The sequence below is a fragment of the Pseudomonas sp. W2-17 genome (genome assembly GCF_041060445.1).
In the GTDB taxonomy this organism is placed as follows: domain Bacteria; phylum Pseudomonadota; class Gammaproteobacteria; order Pseudomonadales; family Pseudomonadaceae; genus Aquipseudomonas.
Map to the genome: position 1 here is coordinate 77912 of NZ_JAUFNS010000011.1, position 20076 is coordinate 97987.

Here is a 20076-nt window from a genome sequence, read left to right on the forward strand (position 1 = left end):
AAGGAATGTAAATGCGCTGGATCACCCGCCCCGGCTGGCCCGGTAACCTGCTGGCCATGGTGGCCGGCGCGTTGATTACCCTGGCCCTGGCACCCTTCGATATCTGGCCGCTGGCGATTGTCGCGCTGGTGGTTTTCTATCTCGGTCTGCGTGACCTCACACCCCGCCAGGCCCTCTGGCGCGGCTGGTCCTACGGGTTTGGCCTGTTCGGCGGCGGCACCAGCTGGATTTACGTCAGCATTCACACCTACGGCGAGGCGCCGGTGTGGCTGGCGGCGTTCCTGATGGTGCTGTTCTGCGCGGCGGTGGCGTTCTTTTTCGCCCTTCCGGCGTGGATCTGGGCCCGCTGGATCCGTCGCAACGAAGCCCCGCTGGCAGACTCACTGGCCTTCGCAGCGCTGTGGTTCGGCCAGGAGATGTTTCGCGGCTGGTTCCTCACCGGCTTCCCCTGGCTGTATTCCGGCTACAGCCAATTGGACGGCCCCCTCAAAGGGCTCGCGCCATTGGGCGGCATGTGGCTGATCTCTTTTGTCCTCGCGCTGAGTGCTGCGTTGCTGTGCAACCTGCCCCGTTTACGGACACGCGCGCCGAAGTTGGCGGCTGGCATTGTGTTGCTGCTGGCGCCATGGGTTGCCGGGCTGGCGCTGAAGCATCACGCCTGGACCGAGCCTTCGGGCAAGCCGCTGAGCGTCGCAGCCATGCAGGGCAACGTCGAGCAGAGCATGAAGTGGGACCCGGCGGCGCTCAACGCGCAACTCGCGCTGTACCGCGACATGACCTTCACCTCGAAAAAAGCGGACCTGATCATCTGGCCGGAAACGGCGGTGCCGGTGCTTAAGGAGTCGGTTGAAGGCTACCTGTCGGTGATGGGCAAGTTTGCGGCCGAGCGCGACTCGGCGCTGATCACCGGCGTGCCGCTGCGTGAGAAAGGCACCCATGGGGAATATCGTTACTACAACGCCATTACCGTAACGGGCGAAGGCGACGGCACTTACCTCAAGCAGAAGCTCGTGCCATTTGGTGAGTACGTGCCGTTGCAGGACCTGCTGCGTGGGCTGATTACCTTCTTCAACCTGCCGATGTCTGACTTTGCGCGCGGCCCGTCCGGGCAGTCGTTGTTGCAGGCGAAGGGTTATGAGATCGCGCCGTTCATTTGTTACGAAGTGGTGTATCCGGAGTTCGCCGCCGGTCTGTCCGCGCAAAGCGATCTGCTGCTGACGGTGAGCAACGACACCTGGTTCGGCACCTCGATCGGTCCGCTGCAGCATTTGCAGATGGCACAGATGCGCGCACTGGAAGCCGGCCGCTGGATGATCCGCGCCACCAACAACGGCGTCAGCGCGCTGATCAACCCGTTCGGCGAAATCACCACCACCGTGCCGCAGTTCGAGCGCGCCGTGATGTACGGCGAAGTCACCCCGATGCAAAACCTCACGCCCTACCTGCACTGGCGCTCATGGCCGCTGATCGTGTTGTCGCTGCTGCTGATCGGCTGGGCGTTCTTCGCGGGCAGGATAGCGAAGGCGGTGTGAGCCCTCGAGCGCAGCCAGCCCCGCTGACTGCGCTCGATCACAATTGGCCTCCACCAGCCTGACTGAATGCATGCGGTCATTAGTGGGACCGGCTTCAGCCGGGAAGAGGCCAGTTTGCGCACCATCAGATTTGCGGTGTGACACCCGACGCCTTCCCGGCTAAAGCCGGTCCCACAATTGAGCCATCGCCAGTCCCGCTGACTGCGCACGACCCTACAATTGGGCTGCACCAGCCCAACTGAATGCATGCGGTCCACTAGTGGGACCGGCTTCAGCCGGGAAGAGGTCAGTTTGCGCACCATCAGATCTGCAGTGTTACTGCCCGACGCCTTCCCGGCTAAAGCCGGTCCCACAATAAATCGCAGCCAGTCCCGCTGACTGCGGACGATCCTACAATTGGGCAGCACCAGCCCAACTGAACGCATGCGGTCCATTAGTGGGACCGGCTTCAGCCGGGAAGACGCCAGCTTGCGCACCATCAGATCTGCAGTGTTACGCCCGACGCCTTCCCGGCTAAAGCCGGTCCCACAATAAATCGCAGCCAGTCCCGCTGACTGCGGACGATCCTACAATTGGGCAGCACCAGCCTGACTGAATGCATGCAATCCATTAGTGGGACCGGCTTCAGCCGGGAAGACGCCAGCTTGCGCACCATCAGATTTGCGGTGTGACACCCGACGCTTCCCCGGCTAAAACGGGTCCAACTAAGAGCACGAGGCGTGCAGTGGGACAGCTAGAGGCAGTCCCACCCAAGCATCCATTCGCAGTCCCACAGTGGATAGTCACCCCGGTGCATCACCAGCCCTGCCCGGATTGGGTTGTTAATGACATAGCGAGCTATTTCAACGAGATCCTCATCGGCCCTAACCCCGTGATCGTGATAACCCTTCTGCCATGTCATTTTTTTTGCGCCATGTGCCTTGTTCACTGCAAAAGCGGTTCTGCCCTTCAGCGCTTGCATGAGCGCAGGCAGTGATCCTGACTTGAGTTCAAGCAGCCAATGCAGATGATCAGGCATAATCACCCATGCGAATGAGTGCACAACGCCAGAGTCGTGCAAACGTTTCATTTCCTGAACCGCCAGGCGGCCTATTTGAATATTACTGAACAGAGGGGCGCGATCCTTCACCACGGAGGTTACGAGATAGGCGTTCCCCTGTTGGGAATAACGACCGATACGCAAAGACCGTTCATGTTTGCTTCCATGCATCCTGCCGCTCTCCGTCGTTGTGAAGGCGAACAGTAAAAGCAGTGAACCCCTTTACCTATAGCGAGTGGGTATCGAGAGATTTCTGATAGATGATGACATCCCTATGGGACCGGCTTCAGCCGGGAAGAGGCCCGCATGAACACCATCAAATATGTGGTGTGACGCCCGACGCCTTCCCGGCTAAAGCCGGTCCCACAATAAATCGCAGCCAGTCCCGCTGACTGCGCACGATCTTACAATTGGGCACCAGCCTGACTGGGTGCATGCGGTCTATTAGTGGGACCGGCTCTCAGCCGGTAAGAGGCCCGCATGAACACCATCAAATATGCGGTGTGACACCCGACGCCTTCCCGGCTAAAGCCGGTCCCACAATAAATCGCGGCCAGTCCCGATGACTGTGTACGGTCCAACAATTGGGCTGCACCAGCCCAACTGAACGCATGCGGTCCATTAGTGGGACCGGCTTCAGCCGGGAAGAGGCCCGCATGAACACCATCAAATATGCGGTGTGACACCCGACGCCTTCCCGGCTAAAGCCGGTCCCACATTAAACCGCAGCCAGTCTCGCTGACTGCGTACGGTTCCACAGTTGGGCCGCGAGGCGCCTGCTGCTCAGGTCACCGGTAAAACAACCGATAGCCCACCAGTCCCGCCGCTTCGTTGATCAATTGCCCGTTCTGCCACACCGCCCTCGCCTCCGGCGTCCAGCCTCCGAACGGGCGGGCGTTGTCCACGCTGAGGAATCCGACCGGCGCCGGAACCACATCAAATCCGGCCTTCTCGAAACTCCAGACCGAACGCGGCATGTGCCACGCCTGGGTGACCACGACCACGCGCTTGATGCCCTGGGGCAATAAGATCGCGGCGGTCATGTTGGCGTTTTCCCATGTCGTGCGGCTTTCCCCTTCCTGCCAACGGACAGTCACGCCAAAGTCGTCACGCAGGGAGTCGGCCATGATCGCCGCCTCGCTTGGCGGCTCGCCGTAATGCAGCCCGCCGGTGGTGAGGATCGGCAAACCGGACGCCTTCGACAAACGCGCGGCGTATCGCATCCGCTCCAGCGCCACGCCCGTCGGGATGTCAGTGCCCCAGCTGGGGTCATTGCGCTCGCGGCCCGAGCCCAGAATCACGATCGCGTCCGCACGTTGAGCCAACGTCGCCCACTCGCTTTGCGGCAGCGGCGGGACACTTTCGATGCCCTTCGCCGACCACTCCACCACAATGGGCAGACTCATTGCGGTCATGCCGCCAACGCCGATCACGAACAGCACCCGCGCCAACACCGGCCGGCGATTTTTCAACCACCAGGCGAGCACCAACAACAGCAGGAAAAGGCCCGGAGGCAGTAGCAGGTTTTTGATGAAATAACGAAAGGGCATCGGGCATCTCCAAAGATGCCCGAAGCCTAGAAGCAATGACGCTAAGCAGCAATGCTCGATTGGCCGGGGTCAGCCCCCGCAGAAGTTAACGCTTGAAATGTTTGGTGGAACTGTAGCGACTCAACTTTGCCGACACCTTGGCTCGGCGCTGATCCTTGAGCCAGATGACATTGGCTTGAGGATGCGGCGCTCGCATCGACTCGGAAGGCTCCCGTGAGGTGCTGGAATTTCCCCTCGTAATGATCGAAGAATCTTCCTTGATAACGACTTCGGTCCTGCCCAGATAAGCCTCGATCAACTGAAACTCGGCGTGACTCAATCCACGCAACTCAAGCTCGGCGGGGGATTCGTTTCGAAGCCGCACCGCCGTTTTTGCTGTGTCCAGAGCCAGGCCCAGACGATCGATCAAACGGTCATACACATCAGGTTGCTCTACTTCATGCTGCAGCTCTGCCATCCGCTCACCTCACTGAAGATAAACACTTACCCCCGTCAGTGAGCTTAGCGCCACTGCAAAAACCGGCGCGGTGCCGCGACCAACGGCGGATGCCGCAGATGCCGAGTCTTGAGCACGCAATCAGGGTTTCCCTCGGCTTGGTAGCCTCATGTATGCTACGGCGCTTCCTGTAAATCCACTTCCGCCCAACCGGGCATGGATGCATCGCAATGCGGACGGCCTCGTCTGGCATGCGAAGGCTTCTTGATCCGGTCACGCCGAGAAGCGGTCAAGGGTCACTCATTTCAGCCAAAAGTAGCCATGCACGAACTCTACCAGCCCCGCGAAATCGAAGCCGCCGCCCAGACCTTCTGGGACGAGCAAAAGTCTTTTGAAGTCAGTGAACAGCCAGGCAAGGACACCTTCTACTGCCTGTCGATGTTCCCTTACCCCAGCGGCAAGCTACACATGGGTCACGTGCGCAACTACACCATCGGCGACGTGATCGCCCGCTACCAGCGCATGCAAGGCAAAAACGTGCTGCAGCCGATGGGCTGGGACGCGTTCGGCATGCCGGCGGAAAACGCCGCGATGAAGAACAACGTCGCCCCTGCCAAGTGGACCTACGAAAACATCGCCTACATGAAGAACCAGCTCAAGAGCCTGGGTCTGGCGATCGACTGGTCCCGCGAAATCACCACCTGCAAACCCGATTACTACCGCTGGGAACAATGGCTGTTCACTCGCCTGTTCGAAAAAGGCGTGATCTACCGCAAGAACGGCACCGTGAACTGGGACCCGGTCGACCAGACCGTTCTGGCCAACGAGCAAGTCATCGACGGGCGCGGCTGGCGTTCGGGCGCGGTGATCGAAAAACGCGAAATTCCGATGTATTACTTCAAGATCACCGCCTACGCGGATGAGCTGCTGGAGAGCCTCGACGAGTTGCCGGGCTGGCCTGAACAGGTCAAGACCATGCAGCGCAACTGGATCGGCAAATCCCGCGGCATGGAAGTGCAGTTCCCGTACGACCAGGCGTCCATCGGCGAAGCCGGCACCCTGAAAGTCTTCACCACCCGCCCCGATACCCTGATGGGCGCGACCTACGTGGCCGTTGCCGCCGAGCACCCGCTGGCGACCCTGGCTGCGCAGAACAATCCCGAGCTGCAAGCGTTCATTAACGAATGCAAAAGCGGCAGCGTCGCCGAAGCCGACGTCGCCACTCAGGAAAAGAAAGGCCTGCCGACCTCGCTGTTCGTCGAGCACCCGCTGACCGGCGAGAAGCTGCCGGTGTGGGTCGCCAACTACGTGCTGATGCATTACGGCGACGGCGCGGTTATGGCCGTTCCGGCCCACGACGAACGCGATTTCGAGTTCGCGACCAAGTACAGCCTGCCGATCAAAGCCGTTGTGCGCACCAGCGCGGGCGATGAAACCCCTGCGCCCTGGCAGGACGCATACGGCGAGCACGGTCAACTGATCAACTCCGGTGAGTTCGACGGCCTGGATTTCGCCGGCGCATTCGACGCCATGGAAGCCGCGCTGCTGAAGAAAGAACTGGGCAAGTCACGCACCCAGTTCCGCCTGCGCGACTGGGGCATCAGCCGCCAGCGCTACTGGGGCTGCCCGATCCCGATCATCCACTGCGACACGTGCGGCGATGTGCCTGTCCCGGAAGATCAACTGCCGGTCAAGCTGCCTGAAGACGTGGTACCGGACGGCGCGGGCTCACCGCTGGCGCGCATGCCCGAGTTCTACGAGTGCAGCTGCCCGACCTGCGGCGCGCCGGCCAAGCGCGAAACCGACACCATGGACACCTTCGTCGAGTCCTCGTGGTACTTCGCCCGCTACGCCTCGCCTCACTACGAAGGCGGCATGGTCGACCCGAAGGCCGCGAATCACTGGCTGCCGGTCGATCAATACATCGGCGGTATCGAACACGCGATCCTGCACCTGCTGTACGCGCGCTTCTTCCACAAACTGATGCGCGACGAAGGCCTGGTCAGCTCCAACGAGCCGTTCAAGAACCTGCTCACCCAAGGCATGGTCGTGGCCGAGACGTTCTACCGTCTGGAAGCCAACGGCAGCAAAACCTGGTTCAACCCGGCGGACGTTGAGTTCGAACGTGACAGCAAGGCCAAGATCATCGGCGCCAAGCTGATTGCCGATGGACAGCCGGTTGAAATCGGCGGCATCGAAAAGATGGCGAAATCAAAAAACAACGGCGTCGACCCTCAGTCGATGATCGACCAGTACGGCGCCGACACCTGCCGCCTGTTCATGATGTTTGCCTCGCCACCTGACATGAGCCTGGAATGGTCTGACTCCGGCGTTGAAGGCTCGCACCGCTTTCTCAAGCGCGTCTGGCGCCTGGCTCAGGCCCACGTGACGGCGGGCGCTGTAAGCGCACTCGACAAGAGCGCGCTGAACGACGACCAGAAGGTCATTCGCCGCTCGATTCATCTGGCCATCAAGCAGGCCGGTCAGGACGTTGGGCAGCACCACAAATTCAACACCGCTATCGCGCAAGTGATGACGCTGATGAACGTGCTGGAAAAAGCGCCGCAGGTCTCGGCTCAGGACCGCGCGCTGCTGCAGGAAGGTCTGGAGACGGTCGCGCTGTTGCTGGCGCCGATCACCCCGCACATCAGCCACGAGCTGTGGGCGGCACTGGGCCACTCCGATCCGATCATCGACGCCGGCTGGCCTGTGGTCGATGACTCGGCACTGGTGCAGGACACGTTGCAGCTGGTGATTCAGGTCAACGGCAAACTGCGTGGTCATATCGAGATGCCGGCCAGCGCCACCCGCGAGGAAGTCGAGGCGGCCGCACGGATCAACGAAAACGTGCTGCGCTTCATCGACGGCCTGACCATCCGCAAAGTGATCGTGGTGCCGGGCAAACTGGTTAACATCGTCGCCAGCTGACGCAATCATCGGGCGCCTGTATGCAGGCGCCGCATCAATTTCAAGAACCCGGGATGCCGGGTTCTAACGGATTCAAGGGAGCAACAAGATGATCAAACGCAATCTGCTGGTAATGGGACTCGCGGTTCTGCTGAGCGCCTGCGGTTTCCAGCTGCGCGGCACCGGCACCAACGCCCTGTCGATCAAGGAACTGGACGTGAGCGCGCGCGATGCTTACGGCGACGTCGTCACCCAGCTGCGTCAGACCCTGACCAGCAGCGGCGTCCACGTCTACACCGGCGCGCAGTACAAGCTGTTCATTGCCCGTGAAGACGAAACCCAGCGCACAGCCAGCTACGCAGGTTCCGGCCGCTCCGCCGAATACGAGCTGACCAACGTGCTGAAGTACGAAATTCACGGCAGCAAAGACGTCCTGCTGATCGATGACTCCGTGCAGTCGCAGAAAGTCTTCGTCCATGACGGCAACAACCTGATCGGCTCTGACCAGGAAGCCGCGCAGATCCGCAAGGAAATGCAAAGCGACCTCGTGCAAAAAGTGCTGGCCCGTCTGCAGCAACTGACACCTCAGCGCCTTGACGAGCTGCAAGCCAAAGCCGACGCCGCCGCCCGTGCCCAGGCTGACGCCGAAGCCGCTGCTCAGCGGATTCGCGACGAGACGCCACAGCAGTCGCCTATCGAAATCCCGTCCAAGTGACGGCATCGGGGCCGGTTCGCCGGCCCTGACCTTTTCTGACCCATGAAACTCGCCCCCGCCCAGCTTTCCAAACACCTGCAAGGCACCCTTGCGCCTGTCTACATCGTCAGCGGCGATGATCCGCTGCAGTGTCAGGAGGCCTGCGATGCCATCCGTGCGGCTGCGCGCCAGCAGGGCTATGACGAGCGTCAGGTGTTCAGCGCCGATTCGAGCTTCGACTGGGGCACCCTGCTCCAGGCGGGCGCGAGCATGTCGCTGTTCGCAGAGCGCCGGCTGCTGGAGTTGCGCCTGCCGTCTGGTAAGCCCGGCGACAAAGGCGCCGCCGCGCTGCTGGAATACTGCGGCCGTCCCGCCGAAGACACGCTGCTGCTGATCAGCCTGCCCAAGCTCGACGGCTCGGCGCAGAAAACCAAATGGGGCAAGGCGCTGGTTGAAGGGCCGCAGACCCAGTTCGTGCAGATCTGGCCGGTGGACGCCAGCCAGCTGCCGCAATGGATTCGTCAGCGCCTGTCACAAGCCGGTCTGGCAGCAACGCCGGACGCCATCGAACTGATTGCTGCGCGGGTGGAAGGCAACTTGCTCGCCGCTGCGCAGGAAATCGAAAAGCTCAAGCTGATGGCCGAGGAAGGCCAAATCACGGTCGAAACCGTGCAGGCGGCGGTGGCTGACAGCGCGCGCTTCGATGTTTTCGGTCTGACTGACGCCATCCTCAACGGCGAAGCGGCCCATGCGCTGCGAATGCTTGAAGGCCTGCGCGGCGAAGGCGTTGAGCCTCCGGTCATTCTCTGGGCGCTGTCCCGCGAGCTGCGTGTGCTGGCCAATCTGGCGTTGCAGTTCAGTCAGGGCATCCCGCTGGACAAAGCTTTCAGCCAGGCGCGCCCGCCCATCTGGGACAAGCGCAAACCGCTGATGAGCAAAGCCCTGCAACGCCACTCTGCGCGACGCTGGGGCCAGCTGTTGATGGACGCCCAACACATCGACGCGCAAATCAAAGGCCAGGCGCAAGGATCGGTCTGGAGCAGCCTGAGTCGACTGACGTTGCTGATGGCGGGACAACGACTGGCATTGCCGGCGGAATAATCTGTAACCTTTCGATAGCTCAGGTTTATTGGACAGCGGCGCCGAAGTGGCCGAATATCACCGCTGCTCCATCCCACCACTTGAGCGAGAACGCCATGAGCAAAGCCAAAAAGCGGCCGAACAAGGCCAAATCCATCATCGCCCAGCCACTGTTCCGCAGCCGTCAGGAACAACCCGGCAAAGGCAAAGGCAGTTACCGCCGCGAAGCCTTCCAGTCTAAAAGCTGGGAGGCTTCTTCCGTTATGGCGGCTTGAAAACCTCAGGTTACTGACTGACGCCCCACCAACAGGGCCGGCATGTTAAGGTCTGCACCTTCCGGTTTAGCCCTGTGGACCCCAGAATGCCCCCAAGCTTTCCCCGTCGCTGGCACCTTCGCCAGTTGATCGCCGCTTCCAGCCTCTTCGCGCTGGTTGCCTGTGCCGAGCAGCCTACCGCTGCCGTTGCCACCCCTCTCCAGTCCGCACCCGCGGCGCAAGTCGTCAAGAACCTGCCCACGCCTTCAGGCGCTGTTGCGCAACCCGACGACGGCAACTTTGAAATCCAGCCTGCAATGACCTTCAGCGAGTGGCAGAGCCAGTTTCGGGCTCTGGCGCTGAATGCGGGTGTGCGTCCCGATGTGTTCGATAGCGCGTTTGCCGGCGTCACGCCGGACATGAGCGTGGTCAAGGCCGATCGCAGCCAGCCAGAATTCAGCCGCCCTGTGTGGGAATACCTCGATGGCGCCATGTCGGCTGTACGCGTGCGCAAGGGTCAGGCCCTGCTCAACCAATACGCCGACGCGCTGAGCGCCATCGAGCAGCGTTATGGCGTCGATCGCCAGGCACTGGTCGCCGTGTGGGGTATGGAGAGCAGCTTCGGCCAGTTCCAGGGTACGCAATCGGTGATTCGCTCACTGGCGACCCTCGCCTATGAAGGGCGCCGACCGCAGTTTGCCCAGGACCAGCTGATTGCCGCGCTGCAGATCATCCAGCACGGCGATATCGATGCGCCGAGCATGCTGGGCTCGTGGGCCGGCGCCATGGGCCAGACGCAGTTCATACCGACGACCTACGACACCCACGCGGTGGATTTCGACGGCGACGGTCGCCGTGATATCTGGAACTCCCCCACCGACGCCCTCGCCTCCACCGCCCACTACCTGCAAAGCTCCGGCTGGCAGAAAGGCCAGCCGTGGGGCTTTGAAGTGCAATTGGTTCAGGGTTTCGACTACGCGCTGGCCGACGCTTCAACCCGTAAACCCATCAGCGAATGGCAACAGCTGGGGCTGAAGCTGCCAAACGGTTCAGCGTTGCCGGCCAACTTGCTGCAACAGCAGGCGGCCTTGCTGCTGCCTGCGGGCTACAAGGGCCCGGCCTTTCTAGTGATGGACAACTTCCGCGCCATCCTCAAGTACAACAACTCGTCGTCCTATGCACTGGCCATCGGTTTGCTGTCCGAGCGGTTCAGTGGCGGCGGTTATGTGCAGGGCAGCTGGCCACGGGGTGATCGTCCGCTGAGCCGCTCCGAGCGCATCGAGTTGCAGACACTGCTCTCGGCCCGACAGTACGACGCAGGCGCACCGGACGGAATCATCGGCGCCAACACGCGTAAGGCGATTCGCAGCGCACAGCAATCCTTTGGCTGGCCGGCAGACGGGTATCCGACGCAAGAGCTGCTGCAGCAGCTGCGCCAGCCGTAAATTCCGGCACAGCTAAACGCAACGCAAAAAAACGGGCCGGATATTTCTATCCGGCCCGTTTTGCTTTCTGCATCAACGACGCTGTGATCAACCCGCCGTGAGCAGCGACTTGACCAGCTTGGCTTGTTCATCCGCGTGGTACGAGGACCGAACCAGCGGGCCAGAGGCGACGTTCTTGAAGCCCATCTTGTAACCTTCTTCGGCGAACCAGTCGAAGACGTCCGGGTGGACGAAGCGCTGGACCGGCAAGTGGTTACGCGACGGTTGCAGGTACTGACCCAGGGTCAGCATGTCGATGTTGTGCTCGCGCATGCGCTGCATGACTTCGATGACTTCTTCGTCGGTCTCGCCCAACCCCAGCATCAGCCCGGATTTGGTCGGGACGTGAGGGACCATTTCCTTGAAGCGCTTGAGCAGGGTGAGCGACCACTGGTAATCCGAACCCGGGCGCGCAGCCTTGTACAGGCGCGGCACGGTTTCCAGGTTGTGGTTGAAGACGTCTGGCGGCGTCGCGGCGGTGATTTCCAGCGCGATGTCCATGCGGCCACGGTAATCCGGGACCAGGGTCTCCAGCTGCACGTTTGGCGACAGCAGGCGAATCTCGCGAATGCAGTCGGCGAAGTGCTGGGCACCGCCGTCACGCAGGTCGTCACGGTCCACGGAAGTGATCACGACGTACTTGAGTTTCAGGTCGGCGATGGCGACGGCCAGGTTCTTCGGCTCATCGGTGTCCAGCGCTTTCGGACGGCCATGACCGACGTCGCAGAACGGGCAGCGACGGGTGCAGATGTCACCCATGATCATGAAGGTCGCGGTGCCGCCGGAGAAGCACTCGCCCAGGTTCGGGCAAGACGCCTCTTCGCACACACTGTGCAGCTTGTGTTTGCGCAGCAGCGCTTTGATGCGGTCGACTTCCGGCGAGACCGGGATGCGCACGCGAATCCAGTCCGGTTTCTTCGGCAGATCGACTGTCGGAATGATCTTCACCGGGATGCGCGCGACTTTTTCCGCGCCGCGCAGCTTCACGCCGGCCTCCACTTTGGGACGCGCTACACGCTCGGGCGTGGTCACGCTCACTGTCGGGATCAGGGTCTGTACGGCATTCTCTGTATTCACGACAGTGTCAGCTGCCTCATACGCAGTAGTCATATCAATCGATTCCGCCCGTTAGGGTCGTCTGCTCAGCGTAGTCGAGGTGGTTAACGAGCTGCGCACGCAGCCGGGCACTAACCTCGGCAAATTCAATCGGACCTGCCTGTTCGCGCAGCTGGGTCATCGCCAGCCCCGCGTACCCGCAGGGATTAATCCGTTTAAAAGGGTCCAGATCCATATCGACGTTCAACGCAAGGCCATGAAACGAACAGCCGTTGCGGATGCGCAGCCCCAGCGAGGCGATCTTGGCGCCATCGACGTAAACCCCCGGCGCGTCAGCCTTGGCTGCGGCCTCGACACTGTAACCGGCCAGCAGATCGATAAGGCTGCGCTCGATCCGGGTGACCAGCTCGCGAACGCCAAAGCCCAGACGGCGCACGTCCAGCAGCAAGTAAGCGACCAGTTGACCGGGGCCATGATAAGTCACTTGGCCGCCACGATCGACCTGCACCACCGGGATATCCCCCGGCAGCAGCAAATGCTCGGGCTTGCCGGACTGGCCCTGGGTGAAGACGGGCGGATGCTGCACAAGCCAGACCTCATCGACGGTTTCGCGGTCGCGGCCGTCGGTGAAGCGTTTCATGGCCTGCCAGGTGGGCTCGTAGTCGGTCAGCCCGAGTTCACGAAAGCCCAATACCGCGCCCATCACAGCACCATGTGCACGAAGCCGGTGGCCCGCAGTTCGCTGTTGATGTCGTACAGCTGGTCTTGACCGGTGGCGATGATGTGCAGCTGAACAGTGGTGTATTTACCGTTGCTGCTCTGGCGCTCCGCCAGGGTTTTCATGTCAACGGTGGCGTGCTTCTCGAGAATCTCGATGACCCTGTCTTTGAAGCCCACGCCCGTGTCGCCGATGATCTTGATGGGATAGTCGGCGCAGGGAAATTCGATTTTTGGCGCTTTTACTTCGGTATCTGTCATGGCAGTAACGGCCTCGTAAGCCGGAAAACGGACAGGCCCCCGGCGCGTTCAGCGACGGGGGCGTACGGAGCAACGGTCAGTTTTTGATCAATCGTTGATCAGTTGAACAGACCGTAGAAGAACAGGCGGATGCTATCCCACAGGCGGCGGAAGATACCACCTTCGTCGACGGCGTCCAGGGCGATCAGGTTGGCGCTGTGCACGACCTTGTCGTCCAGTTTGACCTCGACCTTGCCGATGACGTCGCCTTTGGCGATCGGTGCAACCAGTTGCGGGTTCATGGTCATGCTGGCAGCCAGCTTCTTCAGCTCGCCCTTTGGCATGGTCATGGTCAGGTCTTCAGCCAGACCGGCTTTGACTTGACGCTCGGTGCCTTTCCAGACCGGCGCCTGAGCCAGCTCGGTGCCCTTCTGATAGAAGGTCTGGGTTTCGAAGAAGCGGAAACCGTAGGTCAGCAGCTTTTGGGTCTCGGCAGCACGAGCTTGCTCGCTGTTGGTGCCGAACACCACCGCAATCAGACGCATGCCATCACGAACGGCCGAGGACACCATGCAGTACCCGGCTTCTTCGGTGTGACCGGTTTTCAGACCGTCAACGGTCTTGTCACGCCACAGCAGCAGGTTGCGGTTCGGCTGTTTGATGCCGTTCCAGAAGAACTCTTTCTGCGAGTAAATCGCGTAGTGAGCCGGGTCTTCGTGGATGATCGCGCGCGCCAGCAGGGCCATGTCATGGGCCGTGGCGTAGTGATCAGGGTTCGGCAGGCCGGTCGGGTTCATGAAGTGGCTGTTGACCATGCCCAGGTCGGCAGCGGTCTTGTTCATCAGGTCGGCGAAGGCGTCTTCGCTGCCGGCGATGTGCTCGGAAAGCGCAACGCTGGCGTCGTTACCCGACTGAATGATGATGCCGTGCAGCAGATCGCTGACGGTGACCTGGCTGCCCACCTTGATGAACATCCGCGAACCGCCGGTGCGCCAGGCGTTTTCGCTGACGGTCACAGGGTCGTTTTCGCCAATCTGGCCGCGACGTATTTCCAGCGTGGCGATGTAGGCGGTCATCAGCTTGGTCAGACTGGCCGGTGGCAGACGCTGGTCGCCATTGTTTTCGACCAGAACGTTGCCGCTGTTGGCGTCCATCAGCACATAAGCCTTGGCAGCCAGTTGCGGTGGCGATGGCGTCATCTGTTCTGCCGCAAACACGGCAGGCGCGGTGAATAGCGGGATTAGCAGGCAAAGGCGTTTTGCAAAGCTGGTGATGTTCATCCGTCTCTCGAAAATGCTAATGGGCAAACATGCCCTTGCGGGCAAAGCGGGTGCCGGGCTACCCCGGCAAACGGGCTCACATTCTACAGAACGTGCCGTGAAAAGCTGCTGACAACGACACACCCGGTCGGCACGTCGTCGGTCAGGCAGCGAAACTCGCCTCCGTTTCCGGGGCGGGTATCGCTGATAAAAGCGTTACTGGTCTGACGTGACGACGCTTGGCGAGCCGAGATTGGCCGACCTTACGCTGTTTTGCAGTTGCTGGGCTTCACCCGGCGTGTCGACCGGTCCCATCCGCACCCGATAGAGCGTCTGTTGATTGCGTGCGATCGAACTCACGAACACCGGCGCCCGGACCATCCCGCTCAATTTCGACCTCAGGAGTTCCGCAGCGTCCGGGTTGGCGAAGGCTCCCACTTGGAGAAACAGCCCAGACGCTTGTCCGGAAGCGTTTTTTTTTGCGTCGATCGGCACGGGCGTGACCGGGGCGGCGTGTTGCTGCGGCGGCGGCGTCCATTGTTCGATCGTACCCGCTGATGCGGTAATCACCGGAGCGCTCGGTTGCGGCTGACGCGCGGGCGTGTTGGTGGCCACTTGAGGCTGATCCAGCATCAGCGGCGCCGGCTTGCCGCGCTGAGCCCAATACTGAGAAGGGTCGATGCCTTCGACTTTTACCCGTGCCGTACCGGATTCGGCATAACCGAGTTTCTTCGCCGCAGCGTAGGAAAGGTCGATGATGCGATCGGAATAGAACGGGCCGCGGTCGTTGACCCGCAGGATCACCGTGCGGTTGTTGTCCAGATTGGTCACGCGAACATAGCTGGGCAGCGGCAAGGTCTTGTGCGCCGCGCTCATGCCGTACAGGTCATAGACCTCGCCGTTGGCGGTGTTCTGGCCATGGAATTTGGTGCCGTACCAGGACGCCGTTCCCGTCTGGGAATAGGTCTTGGAATCGCTGAGCGGGAAATAGGTCTTGCCCAGCACGGTGTACGGGTTGGCTTTATACGGGCCGGTGTGCAGGGTCGGAATGGCGTCAGGGATGCGCGAAACGTCAACGTCCCACCAGGGCGCGCCGTCTTTGTGCGCCCTGTTGATGTCCAGCCCGGGCTGCGAGCGAATGATGTTGCCCTGCTGCCGCTGCGTCGTGGTCGTCGGGCGGCTGGTCGAGCAACTGACGATCAGCAAAGTCAGCGCCGTGAAGGCCATCAGTTTCAATGGTTGTTGCATCGGCAGTGGCCGCATTACTTGACGTCCCGGGCTTGAACAAGCATTTCAGACAGCTGATGCACGGCCATGGCGTACATCACGCTGCGGTTGTATCGCGTGATTGCGTAAAAATTTTTCAGACCCATCCAGTATTCAGGGCCTTTGTCGCCATCGAGGCGAAACGCCGTGACCGGCATGTCGTCGCGCAGCGCATCATGACTCGCCCAGCCCAACGCTCGCAACTCCCCAACGTTTTTCACCGGATCGATGCCGGGGCTCAAGCCCTCGTCAACACGGTCACCGCGAACGTCCGCGCGGCTGACAACCGGCTGACCGGCTACCCAGCCGTGACGCTGAAAGTAGCTGGCAACGCTGCCGATTGCGTCGTCCGGGTCGTTCCAGATATTGATGTGGCCGTCGCCGTCGAAATCCACTGCATAGGCGCGAAAGCTGCTCGGCATGAACTGGGGCAAACCCATGGCGCCGGCGTAGGAGCCTTTGAGCGTCAGCGGATCGACCTGCTGTTCGCGGGACAGGAGCAGGAATTCACGGAGCTCCTTGCGGAAGAAATCAGCGCGCTGGGGATAGTCGAACGCCAGCGTCGACAATGCGTCCATCACCCGGTAATTCCCGGTGTTGCGGCCGAAAAACGTCTCGACGCCGATAATCGAAACGATGACCTGAGCAGGCACGCCATACTCTTTCTCTGCGCGCGCCAGGGCGGCCTCGTGCTGACGCCAGAAGTCGACACCGCGGGCAACACGCGCGTCGGTGAGGAACATCGGGCGATAGTCCTTCCACGGTTTCACACGCTCGGCAGGCTTCGAAATAGCATCGAGAATCGCCTGCTTGCGCTGCACATCGCGGAACACATCAATCAGTTGCTCGCCCGCAAAACCATAATCGCGGGTCATTTCGCTGACGAACTGGGCGACTTGAGGAGAGCCGTCATAGTCACCGGCAAGTGATTCCTGCACTGAGCCGAAGATGCCCATCAGACCGACCAGCGGCGCATATCGAGCAGCCCAGCCACGCACTACTTGCATTGAGTTCTTCACCTTAATCAAACCTGAGCGATCCACTTGCGATGCGTGTGGATCGACATCAAAACACCAAACGCTGACAGCAGCGTCACCAGCGAAGTTCCGCCGTAGCTAATGAAGGGCAACGGCACGCCTACGACCGGCAGCAGACCGCTGACCATACCGATATTGACGAAAACGTAAACAAAAAAGGTCATGGTCAGGCTGCCCGCGAGCAGCTTGCCGTAGAGCGTCTGCGCCTGGGCAGTGATCACCAGCCCGCGGCCAATCAGCAGCAGGTAGATCAGCAGCAGCGCGCAAATTCCCACCAGCCCGAATTCTTCGCCGAGCACCGCGATGATGAAGTCGGTATGGCTTTCCGGCAGGAAGTCCAGGTGCGACTGCGTGCCCATGAGCCAGCCTTTGCCAAACACGCCGCCTGAACCGATCGCTGCCTTGGACTGAATGATGTTCCAGCCGGTGCCGAGCGGATCGCTTTCCGGGTCGAGGAAGGTCAGGATCCGCTGCTTCTGGTAGTCGTGCATGAAGAAGAACCACATGCCGACCGCCACCGGCACTGCGGCCGCCACCACGCTGATAATCCAGCGCCAGCGCAAGCCGGCCATGAACAGCACGAAGGTCCCGGACGCCAGAATCAGCAGCGAGGTGCCGAGGTCCGGCTGACGCACGATCAGAATGAACGGCAGACCAATCAACCCGAGGCTCACCGCGACGTGCTTGAGGTGCGGCGGCAGCGTGCGTTTGGACAAGTACCAGGCGATGGTCGCCGGCATGATGATCTTCATGAATTCCGAGGGCTGAAAGCGGATGACCCCGGGAATGTTGATCCAGCGCGTGGCGCCCATGGCGTTATGGCCCATGACGTCCACCGCCACCAGCAACAAAACCCCGATCACGTAGGCGGCAGGCACCCAGCGGGCCATGAACCTGGGTTCGAGCTGGGCGATGACGAACATCGACACCAGACCGATACCGAAGGAGGTCGCTTGCTTGATCAGCAGGTCCCAGCTCTTGCCGCTGGCCGAATACAAGACAAACAGACTGCCCGCCGCGAGCGTCAGCAGCAGGATCAGCAGCGGGCCATCAACGTGGATTTTCTGCAGGAACGTGGCGCGACGGCGCATCACATCTTCGCTGGACAGGATGCGGTCGAAATTACTCTTCACGGGCCGCGGTCTCCGGAGGCTGTGCATTGCTGGCGTATTCGGGTTTCAGATGGCCCTGCGGATCAAGCAGCCAAGCGTCCATGACCTGCCGCACCACCGGCGCGGCCACGCCCGACCCGGACTCGCCGTTTTCGATCATCACCGCGACGACGATCTTCGGGCTGTCGGCCGGCGCGAAGCCAACGAACAAAGCGTGGTCGCGGTGGCGTTCCTGGACTTTCGAGCGGTCGTATTTCTCGCCCTGCCGAATGGCCACGACCTGCGCCGTACCACTCTTGCCGGCGATTCTGTATTGGGCACCAATGGCGGCTTTGCGCGCGGTGCCGCGAGCGCCGTGCATCACTTGCTGCATGCCGTGGTTGACCTTGCCCCAGTCCGACGGATCACGCAGGACAATGTCCGGCATCGGGTTTTCGTCCACCGGCTTCTGCCCTTCGACGGTCTTGGCCAGGTGCGGACGGTTCCACTTGCCCTTGTTCGCCACCAGCGCCGTGGCCTGGGCCAACTGCAACGGGGTGGCCTGCATGTAGCCCTGACCGATCCCCAAAATCAGTGTTTCGCCCGGGAACCACGCCTGCCGCCGGGTCACGCGCTTCCAGTCACGGGACGGCATCAGACCGGGGGATTCTTCAAACATGTCCAGCGAGACTTTCTGGCCGATGCCGAACTTGTTCAGGTACGCCGACAGCCGATCGATCCCGACCTTGTGGGCCAGATCATAAAAGTAGGTGTCGTTGGAACGCATGATCGCTGTGTCCAGATCCACCCAGCCATCGCCGGTGCGGTTCCAGTTACGGTATTTGTGGTCGTAGTTCGGCAGCATGTAGTAGCCGGGGTCGAAGACCCGCGTGCTGGCGGTGATCACGCCGGTGTCGAGGCCGGCAATCGCCACGGCCGGTTTAATGGTCGAACCCGGTGGATACAGGCCCCGCAGAATGCGGTTGAACAGAGGGCGGTCGACCGAATCGCGCAGCTCGGAGTACGCCTTGAAGCTGATGCCGGTGACGAACAGGTTCGGGTCGAAGCTCGGCTGACTGACCATCGCCAGCACCTCGCCAGTGCTCGGGTCCAGCGCCACCACCGCGCCGCGACGCCCGGCCAGCGCGGCTTCGGCGGCTTCCTGCAGCTGGATGTCGAGGCTCAGGACGATGTCCTTGCCGGGCACCGGATCGGTTCGTTTGAGCACGCGCAGCACGCGGCCGCGGGCATTGGTTTCGACTTCTTCGTAACCGACCTGACCGTGCAACTCGGGCTCGTAGAAACGTTCGATCCCGGTTTTGCCCATGTGGTGGGTGCCGCTGTAGTTCACGGGATCGAGGCTTTTCAGCTCTTTCTCGTTGATCCGCCCCATGTAACCCACCGAGTGGGCGAAGTGCTCGCCCTGTGGGTAGTGGCGAACCAGCTGCGCCACCACTTCAACCCCCGGCAGGCGGAACTGGTTGACGGCGATGCGGGCGATCTGTTCTTCGGTGAGTTCGAACAGGATGGGCACCGGCTCAAACGGCCGACGGCCCTGCTTCATGCGTTTTTCGAAGATGATCCGGTCGTCAGGCGTCAACTCAAGGACCTGGACGATGGTGTCCAACACCTGGGTCCAGTCACCCGAGCGTTCGCGGGTCATGCTCAGGCTGAAACTGGGCCGGTTGTCGGCAATGACCACGCCGTTACGGTCGTAGATCAGCCCGCGACTCGGCGGGATCGGCTGCACGTGAACGCGATTGTTCTCGGACAGCGTCGAGTGGTACTCGTACTGGATGACCTGCAGGAAATACAGCCGCGCGACCAGCACGCAGATCAGCACGACGACCGCGACTGCGCCGACCACGACTCGGCTGCGCACCAGGCGTGCGTCCTTTTCGTGGTCTTTCAGGCGAATCGGCTGAGACATTTAGGGCAGGTTCACAGTGAAGGCAGCGGCGCTACTTGTGATAAGGGTGACCGGACAGCACGGTCCAGGCACGATAAATCTGCTCACCGATGAGAATGCGCACCAGCGGGTGCGGCAACGTCAGCGGCGACAACGACCAACGCTGCTCGGCCCGGGCACAGACTTCCGGCGCCAGCCCTTCCGGGCCGCCGACCATCAGGTTGACCGTGCGCGAATCCAGGCGCCAGCGATCAAGCTCGCCCGCCAGTTGCTCGGTGCTCCATGGCTTGCCATGCACTTCAAGCGTGACGATCCGCTCGCCCGGCTGCACTTTCGCCAGCATGGCCTCGCCTTCCTGACGGATGAGGCGTGCCACGTCGGCGTTCTTGCCACGAGTGTTGAGCGGAATTTCCACCAGTTCCAGCGCCAGTTCGGACGGCAGACGCTTGGCATATTCATGCCAACCTTCTTCCACCCACTTGGGCATCCGGGAACCAACGGCGATCAGACGCAGACGCACGACGA

Annotated in this window: 18 protein-coding genes; 6 read left to right on the top strand and 12 right to left on the bottom strand. The window is 61.4% G+C overall.

The window, feature by feature from the left end; all coding sequences use genetic code 11:
• Nucleotides 1-11 precede the first annotated feature (11 nt).
• Nucleotides 12-1532 carry an apolipoprotein N-acyltransferase gene (gene lnt / locus QWI20_RS15380; protein WP_369306219.1) on the top strand — a complete coding sequence of 507 codons (1521 nt, stop codon included), beginning with the start codon at nucleotides 12-14 and terminating at the stop codon, nucleotides 1530-1532.
• Nucleotides 1533-2265: 733 nt separating this feature from the next.
• Here the strand turns inward: lnt and QWI20_RS15385 are convergent.
• The 3 genes from QWI20_RS15385 to QWI20_RS15395 form a co-directional block, all read right to left on the bottom strand.
• Complete coding sequence (locus QWI20_RS15385; RefSeq protein WP_369306220.1) at nucleotides 2266-2742, bottom strand: transposase; 477 nt, start codon at nucleotides 2740-2742, stop codon at nucleotides 2266-2268.
• Nucleotides 2743-3359: 617 nt separating this feature from the next.
• Nucleotides 3360-4121, bottom strand: coding sequence for a YdcF family protein (locus QWI20_RS15390; RefSeq protein WP_369306221.1), 762 nt, complete (start codon nucleotides 4119-4121; stop codon nucleotides 3360-3362).
• A gap of 85 nt (nucleotides 4122-4206) precedes the next feature.
• On the bottom strand, nucleotides 4207-4578 hold the full coding sequence (locus tag QWI20_RS15395; RefSeq protein ID WP_369306222.1) for a hypothetical protein: 372 nt from the start codon (nucleotides 4576-4578) through the stop codon (nucleotides 4207-4209).
• A 300-nt stretch (nucleotides 4579-4878) separates the two neighbouring features.
• Here QWI20_RS15395 and leuS point away from each other — a divergent pair, with 300 nt between their 5' ends.
• The 5 genes from leuS (at nucleotide 4879) to QWI20_RS15420 (ending at nucleotide 10937) form a co-directional block, all read left to right on the top strand.
• Nucleotides 4879-7485 carry a leucine--tRNA ligase gene (gene leuS, locus QWI20_RS15400; protein ID WP_369306223.1) on the top strand — a complete coding sequence of 869 codons (2607 nt, stop codon included), beginning with the start codon at nucleotides 4879-4881 and terminating at the stop codon, nucleotides 7483-7485.
• Between the two features lie 88 nt (nucleotides 7486-7573).
• Nucleotides 7574-8179 (top strand): LPS assembly lipoprotein LptE, encoded by a 606-nt coding sequence (gene lptE / locus QWI20_RS15405; RefSeq protein WP_369306224.1) that lies wholly within the window; start codon nucleotides 7574-7576, stop codon nucleotides 8177-8179.
• 42 nt (nucleotides 8180-8221) lie between these two features.
• Nucleotides 8222-9259, top strand: coding sequence for a DNA polymerase III subunit delta (gene holA / locus QWI20_RS15410; RefSeq protein WP_346627663.1), 1038 nt, complete (start codon nucleotides 8222-8224; stop codon nucleotides 9257-9259).
• 95 nt (nucleotides 9260-9354) lie between these two features.
• The gene (arfA, locus tag QWI20_RS15415) at nucleotides 9355-9513 is read left to right on the top strand and encodes an alternative ribosome rescue factor ArfA (protein WP_037017982.1); all 159 of its coding nucleotides are present in this window, start codon (nucleotides 9355-9357) and stop codon (nucleotides 9511-9513) included.
• 86 nt (nucleotides 9514-9599) lie between these two features.
• The gene (locus tag QWI20_RS15420; RefSeq protein ID WP_369306225.1) at nucleotides 9600-10937 is read left to right on the top strand and encodes a lytic murein transglycosylase; all 1338 of its coding nucleotides are present in this window, start codon (nucleotides 9600-9602) and stop codon (nucleotides 10935-10937) included.
• 87 nt (nucleotides 10938-11024) lie between these two features.
• On the opposite strand, the gene lipA is transcribed toward QWI20_RS15420, so the two are convergent.
• The 9 genes from lipA to rlmH form a co-directional block, all read right to left on the bottom strand.
• Entirely contained in the window at nucleotides 11025-12086 is a 1062-nt protein-coding gene (gene lipA, locus QWI20_RS15425; protein WP_244655991.1) for a lipoyl synthase, read from the bottom strand.
• A 1-nt stretch (nucleotide 12087) separates the two neighbouring features.
• A complete protein-coding gene (gene lipB, locus QWI20_RS15430) occupies nucleotides 12088-12735 on the bottom strand; it encodes a lipoyl(octanoyl) transferase LipB (RefSeq protein WP_369306226.1) in 648 nt (215 codons plus the stop codon).
• Nucleotides 12735-13010, bottom strand: a complete 276-nt coding sequence (locus QWI20_RS15435; protein ID WP_074892711.1) for a DUF493 domain-containing protein — start codon at nucleotides 13008-13010, stop codon at nucleotides 12735-12737. The genes lipB and QWI20_RS15435 overlap by 1 nt, the downstream gene beginning before the upstream one ends.
• A gap of 98 nt (nucleotides 13011-13108) precedes the next feature.
• Nucleotides 13109-14269, bottom strand: a complete 1161-nt coding sequence (locus tag QWI20_RS15440) for a D-alanyl-D-alanine carboxypeptidase family protein (protein ID WP_282367192.1) — start codon at nucleotides 14267-14269, stop codon at nucleotides 13109-13111.
• Between the two features lie 195 nt (nucleotides 14270-14464).
• Nucleotides 14465-15511, bottom strand: a complete 1047-nt coding sequence (locus QWI20_RS15445; protein ID WP_369306227.1) for a septal ring lytic transglycosylase RlpA family protein — start codon at nucleotides 15509-15511, stop codon at nucleotides 14465-14467.
• Complete coding sequence (mltB, locus tag QWI20_RS15450) at nucleotides 15511-16521, bottom strand: lytic murein transglycosylase B (RefSeq protein ID WP_369306228.1); 1011 nt, start codon at nucleotides 16519-16521, stop codon at nucleotides 15511-15513. The genes QWI20_RS15445 and mltB overlap by 1 nt, the downstream gene beginning before the upstream one ends.
• Before the next feature lie 17 nt (nucleotides 16522-16538).
• Nucleotides 16539-17642 (bottom strand): rod shape-determining protein RodA, encoded by a 1104-nt coding sequence (rodA, locus tag QWI20_RS15455; protein ID WP_163022102.1) that lies wholly within the window; start codon nucleotides 17640-17642, stop codon nucleotides 16539-16541.
• 31 nt (nucleotides 17643-17673) lie between these two features.
• Nucleotides 17674-19572: a penicillin-binding protein 2 gene (mrdA, locus tag QWI20_RS15460; protein WP_369306229.1), complete on the bottom strand. Its 1899-nt coding sequence runs from the start codon at nucleotides 19570-19572 to the stop codon at nucleotides 17674-17676.
• A 31-nt stretch (nucleotides 19573-19603) separates the two neighbouring features.
• Nucleotides 19604-20071 (bottom strand): 23S rRNA (pseudouridine(1915)-N(3))-methyltransferase RlmH, encoded by a 468-nt coding sequence (gene rlmH / locus QWI20_RS15465; protein ID WP_037017961.1) that lies wholly within the window; start codon nucleotides 20069-20071, stop codon nucleotides 19604-19606.
• Nucleotides 20072-20076 lie beyond the last annotated feature (5 nt).